Below are 13,825 nucleotides of genomic sequence, written 5' to 3'. Positions count from 1 at the left end.
GGGGCTTTTTTTATTGCATAAACTCAGGGTGTTTTGTCGTTTTGGGTGCACCGATTTTCTTTTGGTAGCTTTGGTCTAAGACCTGTATCACCAGTACAAATGCAATTAAAAATACAGGAAACAATATAGTTTTCACGTTTCGGTTGCTCCGAGAGTGGTAGGTAGGGAAGGACGGGTGCGAACTAAAAGGCTCAACGCAAATAGCAAAACAATGCCACCCATTAAAAAGAGATGGGCATACGACCAGTGCAAGTGATGTAAGGTACTTATAACCACGCCACCTAAAAGCTGGGTACTGGCAAAGCCAATCGTGGCAAGGCTCCAAAGTTTTTGATAACGCTGCTCATAAATTTGTAAAAGGCTATAAGAGCTAATAAACACGGTGGCAGGCGTGAGCAAACCTGTAAGAAATGAAGACAATGCAAGTAAAGATATGGCATGTGAAAAGAACGGTAATGCAACGGCTATGGAGTAAATGCCATAAAGCCATTTAATTGCTTGTAAATATCCGGTGAGGCGGCTTAAACAGTACGCCACGAAAGCGCCTATACAGCTTCCGATGCCATACAGCACCCAAAACAAATTTCGCTGTTGCAATGGAAAATGCAAGGTTCCCGATAAGTAATCCATCCAAAACAAAGAGTGCGGAATATAGGCAAAAGCACTGCACATATAGGCAATAATAATGACCAGTCCCAAGCGTGAATGTTTGATGCTTTGAGGAACTTGGCTGGTTGTTTGAACAGACTGCTGTGGTTGATGGTTGAGTAATTGGAAAAGTACCAAACTGCCAAAAATAGAGAGCGCTGCAAAAATGCTCCAGACATATTGAACGGGCATATTTTTAAGTAAGGGAATAATAATAGTCGCAGATAACACGCCTACACCAATGCCGCTAAACCCTAAAAAATTGACTTTGAGTCTTTGACTTATTGCAATATTTTTCATGGCAAAGCTCGGTGCCAAAATCATGAGTAGGCCGCCTGCAATTCCTGAAATTGTGCGCCAGAACACGAACCAAACCAATGGCATGTGTATCAAAGCACAGCAGAGTAGGCTTAAACTGCCTACAACTGCCGAACTTACAATGAGTATGGGAATAGATTTTTCTTTAATACTAAATAACGCCAATAATGCACCTAGCAAATAGCCCAGCAAATTTGCACTGCCTAAGAAGCTTGCGAAGTCGTGTGTCCATCCGTATTGCACAATCATGATTGGCATGAGGGCAGTGTAGGAAAATCTAAAAACACCAATACCCAAGCAAGTTGCTAAAAATACAAGCAGACTCATTCGATAAAGCGTAGTCATGAGAAATCACTCAATTTTTTTATTATTAAAAGCGAGTTTTGCAATCTTTAAAAATGATTTAATATGATACTAATTATCTTATTTTGAGATAGTGGTATGTTGCTTAAGTCTCTAGAGTTTTTTTTAGCAGTGGCAGAGAGTGGAAGTTTTTCACTGGCTGCACAAAAAATGTATACGGTTCAATCGAATATCACCAGTCATGTGAAAAAGCTTGAAGAAGAGTTAGGAGTGGTTTTATTAAATCGCCATAATCCCGTGACATTAACCAATGCAGGGCAGCAGTTGCATAGTTATGCTGTTCAAATGATCGCGCTGCACAATAAAGCGAAAAAAATCTTTCAATACAGTGATATTGATCCGAACGAAACCATTCGTTTAGGCAGTATGGAAACTACAGCGGCCATACGACTTCCTCAATTACTGAATGAATGTATGCAGCAATATCCTAATTTGCCGATTGAGCTTCAAACTCACCCAACAGGATATTTGATTAACGCTGTGCAGCAAGGTGAGCTTGATTGCGCTTTTGTAGCCTCGAAATATGTGATTCCTGAGTTATATAGCTATCCAATATGGCAAGAACAATTGGTTTTAGTTTGTCCGAAACAGCAAACCGAGTTTCCTGATATTGCCACGCTTGCAAAGACCAGATTTATTGCATTTCGACAAGGGTGTTCCTATCGCCATGCAATTGAGCTGTTTTTAAATGACCATAGTGTGCCGCCTTCGCAAATCATGGAAATGGGCAGTCTGGACGGTATTGTCAGTTGTGTGGAGCTAGGTGTCGGCTTTGCGCTATTGCCAAAGTCATATTTGACTAAAGTGGCTGATAAATTGTCGTTAAGCTGTTTTGAAATTAATACTGAATCTGCACACTTTACCACTTATGTCGTTGCTCAGCCTCCTGAGACATGGGGGAGCAATCTAAAGCAATTTATTGGTTTTATTGAGCAACAGTTTATACAGAAATGTGCTTAATTTTAATACATAAATGTCCTACTTAGCTTATGCCCTAAAAGTGATATATATGTATTTAAATGTCATTTTATATTCTCATCCAGATCGGCAATGATCTGCATGCTAGAAAATTGTGGAAAAGGGTAGTTTATATAGGCCGGCTATGGTCAAATATGCCCCCTTAAAAGATGACACAAGCAATAATTTGGAGTTTGGGAATGAATATACCCTTAATCATCAATATTGTGGTTTTTGTCGGGTTAATATTTTTACTCGCCCAAACACGTAAAACGGACTGGAGCTTATCTAAAAAAGTTCTTGCTGGCTTAGTTCTAGGTGTAGTGTTTGGTTTAGGACTACATTTGATTTATGGCGGTGGCCATCCGATTCTTGCTGAATCTATTAGCTGGTTTAATATTGTTGGTAACGGCTATGTAAAACTTTTACAAATGGTCGTGATGCCTTTGGTATTTGTATCGATTTTAGGCGCAGTAGCCAAGTTGCATCAGGCTTCCTCTTTAGGAAAAATCAGCGTCTATACCATCGGAACTCTACTATTCACAACGTTAATTGCTGCGCTGGTTGGTGTATTTGTGACGAACTTATTTGGTTTAACTGCCAAAGGTTTGGTGCAAGGTGCTGCTGAAACTGCGCGTTTAACTGCAATTAATACTGATTATGTAAGCAAAGTAACAGATTTAAGCGTACCGCAATTTATTCTTTCCTTTATTCCAAGTAACCCTTTTGCTGAGTTAACGGGTGCAAATCCGACTTCAATTATTAGTGTAGTTATTTTTGCTGTCTTTTTAGGGATAGCTGCGCTTAATTTAATGAAAGATGATGCAGAAAAAGGTCAGCGTATTTTGACTGCTATTCAGACGTTACAGTCTTGGGTCATGAAGCTTGTACGTTTAGTCATGACGCTTACACCGTATGGTGTTTTTGCGCTTATGACTAAGGTTGTGGCAAGTTCAAATGTGGCTGACATTTTAAACCTAGGTGGTTTTTTAGTTGCGTCATATTTAGGTTTGGCGATTATGTTTGGCGTTCATGCCATTATTTTGACTCTAACAGGTGTTTCTCCGCTTAAGTTCTTTAAGAAAGTTGCGCCTGTTTTAACATTCGCATTTACAAGCCGTTCAAGTGCAGCAAGTATTCCACTGAGTATTGAAGCGCAAACTCGTCGTTTGGGTATTCCCGAATCTATTGCGAGTTTTTCTGCTTCGTTTGGTGCAACCATTGGTCAAAATGGTTGTGCGGGTTTATACCCAGCAATGTTGGCAGTCATGGTTGCGCCAACCATGGGTATTAATACACTCGACCCAATGTGGATTGCTTCTTTAGTGGGTATTGTGACTTTAAGTTCAATTGGTGTGGCTGGTGTTGGTGGTGGTGCAACTTTTGCTGCACTGATTGTGCTTCCTGCAATGGGTTTACCTGTAACTTTGGTTGCGCTGCTTATTTCAATCGAACCGTTAATTGATATGGGCCGTACTGCATTAAATGTAAATGGTTCAATGACTGCAGGTGTAGTGACGAGTCAACTGATGGGCCAAACAGATAAAGACATATTAAATAGTGAAGATGAAATTGAGTTAACTCAACATCATTAATAGTTAGTATAAAACGGCTCATTCATATCTGAATGAGCCGTTTTTTATATGCTTAAATTGCCACTGTGATGTTAATTTTAAAAAAACTGTATCTGTTTTTATTTTAAATAGTTTTAGAAAATGAGCTTATTACAAAAGAGAGCACTATCATGAAAATGTATCAAGTCGATGCTTTTACAAAAGAGTTATTTCGTGGAAATCCAGCTGCTGTGATTGTTGAAAAAGAGTGGCTAGATGCAGATTTAATGCAAAAGATAGCGCTTGAAAATAACTTATCTGAAACTGCTTTTGTAAAAATTATAGATTCTGAAAACTATGAAATTCGTTGGTTTACACCAATGGTTGAAGTCGATTTTTGTGGTCATGCGACTCTTGCGAGTGCTTTTGTACTCTTTAAAGATTTTACGGATAAAAAGACCATTAATTTTCATGTCCGGAACTTAGGGCTTTTTATTGTTCACCAAGATGAAGATGGCAAAATCAGAATGAATTTTCCAATTCGTAAGGCTGAACAAGTGGAAGATTATCCAGCTATTTTACGACAAGCTTTAAGCAAACCATTTAAGGCTGTTTATCAAAATGTTCAAGCTTATATTGTTGAGTATGAATCAGTGCAAGACGTGTTAGATGAGCAGCCTGACATGAACTTACTTAAAGCCTTAGGTAAACGGACAGCTATTACGACTACAGATATGGATATCGTAATCACTACAAAAGCAGACGAGCATTATGACTGTGTGTCTCGTTATTTTGCACCTGTTGCAGGCATTGAAGAAGACCCTGTTACAGGTTCAATTCATACTGCAATAGCGCCGTTATGGGCAGAAAAGCTGAGCAAAAATAATATTGTGGCTTATCAAGCTTCTAGCCGTGGAGGCGTTTTATATTGCAATATACTGAATCAGGAACGTATTGAAATTGCAGGATATGGCAAACTTTATATGCAAGCAGAAATTTTTCTTTAAAATAAAAAGCCGTTTAAATAAACGGCTTTCTTTTCAAAACTTTACTATTAATGTCAGCTTAAATTACCTACTATACTCTTACAACTATTGATTTTTTATTATTCAAATTAATTGGTATTTCTATGTTCATGCAGTTTAAACAACTGACTCTCTCCCTATGTATTCTTGGTTTAAGTGCTGCGTCTTTTGCACAAACGACATTAGTAAAAAGTAAGCAAAATATTGAGGAATATAAATTAGATAATGGCTTTCGGGTAGTGCTTGCACCGAATGACAAAGAAAATAAAATCTTTATTAATACTATCTATTTGACAGGTTCTTTAAATGACCCACAAGGTAAAAGTGGCTTAGCCCATTTACTTGAGCATTTGGCATTTAAAGGCACGCAAAACGTAAAGGGTGAAGAATTTCAGCGCCGTTTAGATCAATATACATTAATGACAAATGCGAGCACGGATTACTATTCAACCAAATATACCAATATTGTTCGTCCAGAGAAAAATGCGCTAGATCAAGTGTTGTACCTTGAATCAGAGCGTATGGATAAATTGGTTCTACAAGAAAAATTTGTACCTTCTGAAATTGAAATCGTAAAGCGTGAACGTGAAGTCCGTATGGATCAGCCTTTTGCTGTCTTAATGGATCAAATGTGGAAATCGGCTTATGGAAACAAGTATTTAGGGCGATTACCAATTGGTGATTTACCTGAGCTTAAGTCTATTAAAATGCCTGAATTGAACCAGTTCTACCGCAGTTGGTACGCACCTAACAATGCGGTTATGGTTGTTTCAGGTAAGTTTGATAAAACTGATGTTTTAAAAACAATTGACCAATATTTTAGTCCGATTCCTGCGCGAGCTGTGCCGAAGCCTGTTCAGGTACCTGTCTTAGATTCTACAAAAATGAAGGATCGTGAGTTTTTAGTGAAAAAGGGCAGTGATTTGGCCAAATTCCATATCTATATGAATGGAAAAAACACGAAAATTCAGCCAACACTCGCTTTAGCACCAATGTTATATACCATGCAACCAAGTGGTCATTTATACCAAAACATGGTTGAAACGGGTATTTCTACAGACGTTCAGGCATCAACATGGTTAGATCAAGATTTTAATGTCGTATTTTTAGGGGCGGTTTACTCACCAAAAAATGACCCTAATAAAGTTGAAAGTGCTCTACTCTCTGGAATAGAAAAGGGTAAGCCTTTTACAGAGACTGAGCTAAATCGCGTAAAAAGCTTAATGAAAACGCAAGGCGAGTTAGTCAATAAAGATGCTGTTGCTTTGGGTTCTCGTTTAAGTGATTACAGTGTAGCTGGTGGGCAATGGGACCAATATTTTAAAGATTTAGATGCAGTTGAGAAAGTGAAACTCAATGAAGTCAATCAAACCTTAAAGCAGTTTCTTGTTGCTGGCCATCGTATTGATGGCGATATTTTGCCGACACCTGAAGATCAAAAGAAAGCATTGCAACTTGACCCTAAAGATAAGCCTAAAACTTTAGATCAAACCGATGTTAAACCAGAGCCTTTAAAAGACCCGAAAGTTTATCAACAAGAAGTTAATGAGTTTTTAAAAACCTCAAAGCAATATGCCGAAACTAATGAGAAAAAGATTAGCCGCGGGAAACTTAAAAACGGAATGAAGTATGCTTTGTTCCCCGTAGAAACTCGTGATGATCGTACCTATGCCACCATTACGATGGATTTTGGTACGGAAAAATCTTTATTTGATAAAGGCACAGTTGTTGATTTAACTTCATATTTATTACTGCGTGGCTCTGACAAATATAGTTTGCAAGATATTGCAGATAAATCGATTGATGCAGGTGGTGCAGCTTATGCAAGTGCCGACGGCAATGGCATGACTATTAACATTCAATCTAAAACTGAAAAATTTGATGAATTTTTCAAGTTTGTTTTAGAGGTCATGAAAAATCCGAAGTTCGAACAATCTCAATTTGATTTAATTAAGTCTCAAAGCTTGTCGAGCCTTGATCGTCCTTATACTGAACCAGATGTCGTGGCAGGTTTAACATTATCACGTTTAATTGAAGAATACCAACCGGGTGATTTGCGTTATCACTTCGAACCTGAGTTGGCTAAAAAACAATTGAAGAATGTGACTCAAGAACAAGTGAAAGAGCTATATCAGCATTTCTTTGCAATGAACCATGCGCAAATTGCGATTACGGGTGCATTTGATGCAAAGAAAATGAAAAATCTCTTGAATCAAGAGTTTGGGAGCTGGAATAGTAAGCAACCATACGAAAAAATCTTAATTAAACATGTCGATTTTCCTGCTCAGAAAGTGCATGCTTTATCTGAACAACGCGAGTTTGGTAGTTATCAAAGTATAATCACACTACCAGTTGGGAAAAATCATCCTGACGCACCTGCATTAATTTTAATGAATTATATTTTAGGTGATTCTCAAATCTCATCGCGTTTGGCTCAAGAGCTTCGTGAAAAAAATGCATTGGTATATGGTTTTGGAACAGGTCTACAGCTTGATCAGGACACGAATGTTGGTGCGTTAAGTATTAGTGCAAACTATACGGCTGGGCGTTCAGCACAAGTCTCTGATTCAGTTCATAAAGTACTAAATGACTTGTTAACGAAGGGTATCACTGAGCAAGAGCTTGCAGCAGCTAAAGCAGATCTCATGAAGAAGCGTGTTACTGCATTAGAAGATGAGCGCAACATTCACGGTATGTTAAATATTGAGCTTGAGTCGGGTAAAACATTACTTGACCGCGTTAAGCATGATCAAGACTTAACTAAGTTGACCGTTGCCGATGTGAACGCAGTTGTTAAAAAATATATTAAACCTTCAAACCTTGTGGAAGTGATGGCTGACCAATATGGCCAAGCGCAAAAGCAATAACTAACTTATCAAATAAAAAGCCACATGAAGTGGCTTTTTATTTGAGTATTTAAAGCTTATTAATGGTCATGGTCATGTTTGTGAGCATGGAAATCTTCATTCTTACGGAAACGTAAGTAGTTTTCGAACTGTTCACAATACTCATCAAAGTTATCTTCGAGCATCATTTGAAATTGCTGAAGCAAATAAGACATCACTTGCTCTTTTGCATCGCGCATTTCATTGCCATCTTTAAAATTGTTTGCAGCCACCCACGTGTTAAAACGGGCAGTGGCAAATAACATGGCTGCACTCACTTGGCCGCGAAGTTCAGCAGGGTCAGGCTTTTGGCCTTTAGGCGGGCGACAAAAATCATTCGCTTGTTTAATGAATTCATCCGCACGCTCAAAGAAAACAGCATTTAACGCTTCTTCTTCAGTAATATCTGTTGCATTAATCTTTTGAGACATGACATATTCCCGCAAAAATAGAGCTGCTTATTATAGGCAAAGCCTTGCGGAAACAAAACCTTTGCCTTAGTCTGTAAATAGCCTAAGTGTTGGAAGTTCTAATTATGCAAGATGCGATAGCCGTTCAAAGTTTAAAAACAGACATTGCTCTATTACGTCAGCATATTTTTCCACCCCAATATTTAGAGCATGTCGAAGGGCTACCAATTTATTATGGTTTGCAAGAAGAAGTTTTAGCCTATTACCAACAATGGAAAGATTTAATCGAAAGGGCACAAGAGCTTTTTCAACCTTTTATGGAAGATGAATTACCAGATGCAATTCATTTACCAAGCCATCTGAACTTACCATTATTCTTTTTTCATGTAGATCGGATTCGTATTAATAAAACACGTGCTAAAGAGTCGAAAACTTTTCGTGGTGTGGCAAGTCTTATTGAAAAATGCGGTCAGTTTGAAACAGATCAGATTTTTACCATGCAAGAATGGTTGCAGAGTGATGATACGGCAGCACTGGTTGCTCACCGTGAATTTATCGACTTGAGAACTTATGTGTTCCAGCATGGTCAAAGTGAATATACACGTTCACGTTTTTATACCAATGGTATAGTACTAGGGGTAGAGCCTCACTTTGAACTCGTCGATGCCCGAGATAAACCAAGAAAGCAGCGTAGCGATAGCTATAATGACCCGTTAGCAGATAACGGTGTATGGAAAGTATTTGGTAAATACCGATAATATAAAAAGTCGCGACATCTATGTCGCGACTTTAAGATATTTACCAAAAAGTTTTTACTTTATTAAATTTTTGCAAAGCTTCGGCAGACTGATTTTGTAAATAAGGTTGTTTGGCCTTAATCCATCCTAGAGCAAACCAAAAGTGCGGGTCGTGTTCAATTGCTTTATTAAAGAGATCTTCAGCTATAAACAAATCGTTATATAGTCCTAAGGTATTTTGCACGGGTTGCAATTTCTTTAAAAACTGTTGAACATTTTTAGATGGATATAAGCTTGATATAAATTCAATGCAGTAACGTAGCTGTTTAGCTTTTTTACGTATCTTGTGCTGTTCAGTTACTTCGAGTTCATTGAAATCTTTAGCATGACTCACAACTTGGTAATGTAACTTATCTAAGCTTTTTTCTATCTCCTTTTTAAATTTTCCTTTGGTACTTTGGCTATCTTCTTCTGAATAAGCAAATGCCAGTAATGCGAGTACAAGCTTGACGGTTTCTGCCGATTTGAACAGTGTAGCAAGATCTTTTAATGGCTCCTCTGAGATTGGAAGTAAAAGCTCAGGTGAACCATGTTGCACAATCATAGGTAAAATTTCAGTACGAATAGCATCTACGTCACGCGTGTTTCCAAGCTTGCGGAAAAGTGCTGCAATTTGCTCTTCCCAAGCAGGGTTTAAATCGTCTGACCATCCTGAAAAATGATGAAGTGCACTGCGTAAACGACGTAAGCTTACACGTGCCTGATGGATATGCTCAGCTTCGGCGACGTTATCGGCAATTGCAGCCATATTCGGTAAGAATTGTGCTAAACAGTTTTCAACAATTTTTTTGAGAGCTTGTTCTGCTGAAATATTCTTATCTAAACTCAAGCTTTTTGCGTGAACAGCAGGTGAAACGGCTTTTCCTAATGCGAGTAAATTACCGCGTTCGGCTTTACTTCTAACATCGAGCCATAACTCATAACGATTAATCCATTGCTGTGCAAATTGAATCAGTGTTTTAACAGCACCTTGTTTAAGCTCAAACTCAACTTCACAAATTTTACTTTGGGTGGTTGCCGTTTTTACTACACCGTCATCAAGACAGACTTCAATAGCAGTGTCATCGGCTTCAAATACATGATAAGTACGTTGTACATCTGTCTCAAACTGTAAGCTTAGCTTTTCGACTTCAGTGCCTAAAGCTTCAGTAATTAAATCTGTGACTGCTTTATTATCTTTATATAGATTAAGGTTTAGTTCGGGTTCTTGCTCGCATTTACCTAGAAAAACTTCTTCTTCAACACGGTGTAAATGACTTTGACCAGCGGCTTTAAAGGTTTGTACCCACAAATCATTTTCTTTACGTAAACGTAGGGCCATACCATTTTTTGCGAGTAGACGGTCTGGTGTATCGTAATATTTGGCCTGCAAGTGAATATGCTGTGCTTTATGCTTTTTCAAATACTGCTGAACAGTTTTTTTCTTCGATTCAGGTAACTGAAACTTAAGCTCAACTTCAACCATAACGGATCTCCCTGAATCAGGTATTTAAACTATCTTGAATAAGTATAATAGCTTAGTGCTAAAAATAATGTTTTTGATAGAGAAAGTTACAATCAAACCTATGACGCTACACTTTGTTTTAGGTGTACAATCAGGTGACGTTTTGATCAAATAAAAATCAGGAAGATGATCGTGAATGCACCAGTAAACTTCAACCATGAAGCTCAGCTAGAGTTTGAATTACCGATTAAAAACTATCAGGAATTTTATCGCTTTTATTTAACTGAACACCGTAACATTATGAGCAGACGCCTACATGTGGTGGGTAGTAGCATTGGGATATACTTTTTTTCAAAAGCCATTCGTAAGAAACAGGCCAAATACGCACTTTATGGTTTAGTGTCTGGCTATGCATGTGCATGGGTTGGACATTTTGTATTTGAAAAAAATAAGCCTGCCAGTTTTAAACAGCCTCTTTATAGCTTTATTTCTGATTGGCGAATGCTGTCTGATGTGGCGACTGGTCGATTAAGTTTGATTGACCGGAAGCACGATAAAATTCCGAGTTAATTTTTTATTCCTATTTTAATATACCGATTGGTACTGTTAAGCCTATATCAATCGGTACTTATGATGTCCTATAAATCCGTTATACTAGCGTAGTTTTTAAAAGCGAGAGTAGAGTATGCGCGGTTTATATCTCATTACCAATGATGACCCAATCCAATTATTATTAGAAAAACTAGAGGTCGCGCTCGCAACTCGTCAGATCGCAATTTTACAGTACCGCCGTAAAAAAATAGAAAAAACTGACCAGCCTGCTGAAGTTGAACAGATTAAGATATTGTGTGAAAAATATCAGGTTCCTTTTGTCATTAATGATGACTTACAACTGGCCGCTCAGTTTGGTTTAGGTGTGCATTTAGGGCAAAGTGACGGTGAAATCACAGATGCAAAATCGAAACTTCCTGAAGGCGTCATTATTGGCCGTACTTGCCTCAACTCTTTAGATCTTGCTCGAAAAGCAATTGCCGATGGCGCAACCTATGTTGCCTTTGGTGCTGTGTATGCAACTGCCACAAAACCAGAAGCAGGTAATGTAGGTATTGAAGTCATTAAGCAAGCAGCAGCTCAATATGATTTACCAATTTGTGCGATTGGTGGTTTAACTGTTGAAAACTCAAAACCTGTGATTGAGGCTGGAGCTGACCTCTGCGCAGTCATTAGTGATATATTAGGTCGATCAACTGCTGAAATTCCTGCCCGTGTAAAAGCGTGGGCACAATTATTTTCTTAAGCTTTCAAAATTATTTTTTAGATATTTAAGACGAGCATTTCCATGAGTTTATCTCCAAAGCAAGAACAGTTATTTAAACAAGCCAGCAAACACATTCCTGGTGGTGTGAACTCTCCGGTACGTGCCTTTAATGGCGTTGGAGGAACACCAGTTTTCATCGAGAAAGCTAAAGGTGCTTATTTGTGGGATGTCGATGGTAAGCGCTATGTTGACTATGTTGGTTCTTGGGGACCAATGATTTTGGGCCATGCTCATCCAGAAATTATTAAAGCGGTACAAACAGCAGCAGAAGATGGTTTAAGTTTTGGTGCACCAACCGTACATGAAACGACTTTGGCAGATATTATCTGTGAAATCATGCCATCCATTGAATTGGTACGTATGACCAACTCTGGTACAGAAGCGACCATGACCGCTATTCGTTTAGCGCGTGGTTATACTGGCCGTGACAAAATCGTGAAGTTTGAGGGTTGTTACCACGGTCACTCTGACTCACTTTTAGTAAAAGCGGGTTCGGGTTTACTTACTTTAGGCGAGGGTGAGCCAACTTCAAAAGGTGTTCCAGTCGATTTTGCTAAACATACTTTAACGCTGCCTTATAATGATATTGCTGCATTAAAAGAGTGTTTTGCCAAATTCGGTCATGAAATTGCGGGCGTCATTATTGAACCTGTTGCGGGTAACATGAACATGGTGAAACCAATTGACGGTTTCTTACAAGCCATTCGTGATGTGTGTGATGAATATAAATCTGTATTTATTATTGATGAAGTAATGACAGGTTTCCGCGTTGCTTTAGGTGGTGCTCAGTCAGTTTATAACGTTAAACCTGACTTAACGACTTTGGGTAAAATTATTGGTGCGGGCTTACCTGTAGGTGCGTTTGGCGGTAAGCGTGAAATCATGGAATGCATCGCACCTTTAGGTGGTGTATACCAAGCGGGAACTTTATCTGGTAACCCACTTGCTATGCGTGCGGGTATCGAGATGTTTAAACATTTACGTCAACCTGACTTTTACAGCAAGTTATCTGCTCAACTTGAAAAGTTACTTGCGGGTTTACAAGCCGCGGCTGATGAAGCAGGTATTCCATTTAAAACTCAGCAAGCGGGCGCAATGTTTGGTCTTTACTTTACCGATCAAGAAGATATTACAAGCTTTGACTCAATGTTGGCATGTGATATAGAAGCTTTCAAAAAGTTCTTCCATGGTATGTTAAAGCGCGGTGTAAACTTGGCACCGTCAGCATTTGAAGCAGGCTTTATTTCATCTGCTCATTCTGATGAAGATATCGAATATACGATTCAGGCTGCAAAAGAAACATTTGCCGAAATGAAGTAAGCAAAAAAGCCCGTGTTAAACGGGCTTTTTAATTTGAGCTATTTTTATATTTGTAGAGAACAATGTTTTATCCCTTACCTCGAAAAATCCAGTTAGCCCCAAGTACTTCAAATTGGCCTATTGAATCTAAGCATAGCATCTTGCTCATGGTTGGATTAAATGAACTTGAAAATGCCCCTGACTGGATAAATCAGCCTTTAGCCGATCATTTAGAATTACTAAGCAAAAGAGCACAGGCACTCGAAATTCCAGTCATGATGATTCAGTCATCTCAACTTCAACAGGTCATGTTACAGCTTGGGCAACAATTGTCATCAAACACTCAAGCACAAGTGATAATAGCTGGAAATTTATCCCCGTTGTTTAAGCAAGTGATGCAGCTTGTTTTATCCATTACAGATTATGTAGCTGTTGTAAATGATGCGATCTTGGCAGGTAGTTTAGAGCAGCATATACAATGGATTGAAAAAATCAGTTTTGACTCCATTCAACATATAAACACACAGGCTTTAGTGCGCTTATGGTCTTTAAGTGCGCCATCGTCACAGGTGTTGTCCGATAAAGGAATTTTATTGGCAGTTGCTGAGCAGGTGGGGCGGCATCCAATGGAAATTCATCCTGAAATAGATTTAAGAAACTATGGTTTAGATGCTGTAGGAGTCAATTATCTGGTGGAGTTATGGCGTGCGAACGGTGCGAGTCTAAGTGCTGAAGAGCTGATGCAAACACCTAGCTTGCAACATATTATGCAGTTATTGAAGCACTAATCGGCTTTAGCCATAAACTG

At 38.6% G+C, this 13,825-nt stretch carries 13 protein-coding genes; 9 read left to right on the top strand and 4 right to left on the bottom strand.

All coding sequences use genetic code 11. The annotated features are described in order from the left end of the window. Positions 1-10: 10 nt before the first annotated feature. Both MSG95_RS01405 and MSG95_RS01400 read right to left on the bottom strand, forming a co-directional pair. Positions 11-136 carry a hypothetical protein gene (locus MSG95_RS01405; RefSeq protein WP_077164811.1) on the bottom strand — a complete coding sequence of 42 codons (126 nt, stop codon included), beginning with the start codon at positions 134-136 and terminating at the stop codon, positions 11-13. Next, positions 133-1,311: a YbfB/YjiJ family MFS transporter gene (locus MSG95_RS01400; protein WP_004700065.1), complete on the bottom strand. Its 1,179-nt coding sequence runs from the start codon at positions 1,309-1,311 to the stop codon at positions 133-135. The genes MSG95_RS01405 and MSG95_RS01400 overlap by 4 nt, the downstream gene beginning before the upstream one ends. 96 nt (positions 1,312-1,407) lie before the next feature. Here MSG95_RS01400 and MSG95_RS01395 point away from each other — a divergent pair, with 96 nt between their 5' ends. The 4 genes from MSG95_RS01395 (at position 1,408) to MSG95_RS01380 (ending at position 7,731) form a co-directional block, all read left to right on the top strand. After that, positions 1,408-2,289 carry a LysR family transcriptional regulator gene (locus MSG95_RS01395; protein ID WP_077164812.1) on the top strand — a complete coding sequence of 294 codons (882 nt, stop codon included), beginning with the start codon at positions 1,408-1,410 and terminating at the stop codon, positions 2,287-2,289. Positions 2,290-2,486: 197 nt separating this feature from the next. After that, entirely contained in the window at positions 2,487-3,881 is a 1,395-nt protein-coding gene (locus MSG95_RS01390; RefSeq protein WP_004700069.1) for an L-cystine transporter, read from the top strand. A 149-nt stretch (positions 3,882-4,030) separates the two neighbouring features. Further along, positions 4,031-4,846 carry a PhzF family phenazine biosynthesis protein gene (locus MSG95_RS01385; protein ID WP_004700072.1) on the top strand — a complete coding sequence of 272 codons (816 nt, stop codon included), beginning with the start codon at positions 4,031-4,033 and terminating at the stop codon, positions 4,844-4,846. Between the two features lie 122 nt (positions 4,847-4,968). Beyond that, positions 4,969-7,731, top strand: a complete 2,763-nt coding sequence (locus MSG95_RS01380) for a M16 family metallopeptidase (RefSeq protein ID WP_077164813.1) — start codon at positions 4,969-4,971, stop codon at positions 7,729-7,731. A 59-nt stretch (positions 7,732-7,790) separates the two neighbouring features. On the opposite strand, the gene MSG95_RS01375 is transcribed toward MSG95_RS01380, so the two are convergent. Beyond that, positions 7,791-8,180 (bottom strand): DUF3144 domain-containing protein, encoded by a 390-nt coding sequence (locus MSG95_RS01375; protein ID WP_004700075.1) that lies wholly within the window; start codon positions 8,178-8,180, stop codon positions 7,791-7,793. Positions 8,181-8,284: 104 nt separating this feature from the next. Here MSG95_RS01375 and MSG95_RS01370 point away from each other — a divergent pair, with 104 nt between their 5' ends. Beyond that, positions 8,285-8,917 (top strand): hypothetical protein, encoded by a 633-nt coding sequence (locus MSG95_RS01370; RefSeq protein WP_004700077.1) that lies wholly within the window; start codon positions 8,285-8,287, stop codon positions 8,915-8,917. Between the two features lie 40 nt (positions 8,918-8,957). On the opposite strand, the gene MSG95_RS01365 is transcribed toward MSG95_RS01370, so the two are convergent. Further along, positions 8,958-10,421 (bottom strand): CYTH and CHAD domain-containing protein, encoded by a 1,464-nt coding sequence (locus MSG95_RS01365; protein ID WP_004700080.1) that lies wholly within the window; start codon positions 10,419-10,421, stop codon positions 8,958-8,960. Positions 10,422-10,586: 165 nt separating this feature from the next. On the opposite strand from MSG95_RS01365, the gene MSG95_RS01360 reads away from it, so the two are divergent. The 4 genes from MSG95_RS01360 to MSG95_RS01345 all read left to right on the top strand — a co-directional run bounded on the left by MSG95_RS01360 (position 10,587) and on the right by MSG95_RS01345 (position 13,805). Beyond that, positions 10,587-10,970 (top strand): DUF962 domain-containing protein, encoded by a 384-nt coding sequence (locus MSG95_RS01360; protein ID WP_077164814.1) that lies wholly within the window; start codon positions 10,587-10,589, stop codon positions 10,968-10,970. 115 nt (positions 10,971-11,085) lie between these two features. Further along, complete coding sequence (gene thiE, locus MSG95_RS01355) at positions 11,086-11,697, top strand: thiamine phosphate synthase (RefSeq protein ID WP_004700085.1); 612 nt, start codon at positions 11,086-11,088, stop codon at positions 11,695-11,697. 42 nt (positions 11,698-11,739) lie between these two features. Continuing rightward, positions 11,740-13,038, top strand: coding sequence for a glutamate-1-semialdehyde 2,1-aminomutase (gene hemL / locus MSG95_RS01350; protein WP_004700086.1), 1,299 nt, complete (start codon positions 11,740-11,742; stop codon positions 13,036-13,038). Positions 13,039-13,100: 62 nt separating this feature from the next. Beyond that, positions 13,101-13,805: a hypothetical protein gene (locus MSG95_RS01345; protein WP_004700088.1), complete on the top strand. Its 705-nt coding sequence runs from the start codon at positions 13,101-13,103 to the stop codon at positions 13,803-13,805. Positions 13,806-13,825: the final 20 nt, after the last annotated feature.

Source organism: Acinetobacter sp. IK23 (genome assembly GCF_035615275.1).
Classification (GTDB): Bacteria; Pseudomonadota; Gammaproteobacteria; order Pseudomonadales; family Moraxellaceae; genus Acinetobacter; species Acinetobacter seifertii.
Note: the sequence above shows the minus strand (reverse complement) of the source record. Positions and strands in the feature narration are given on the sequence as shown.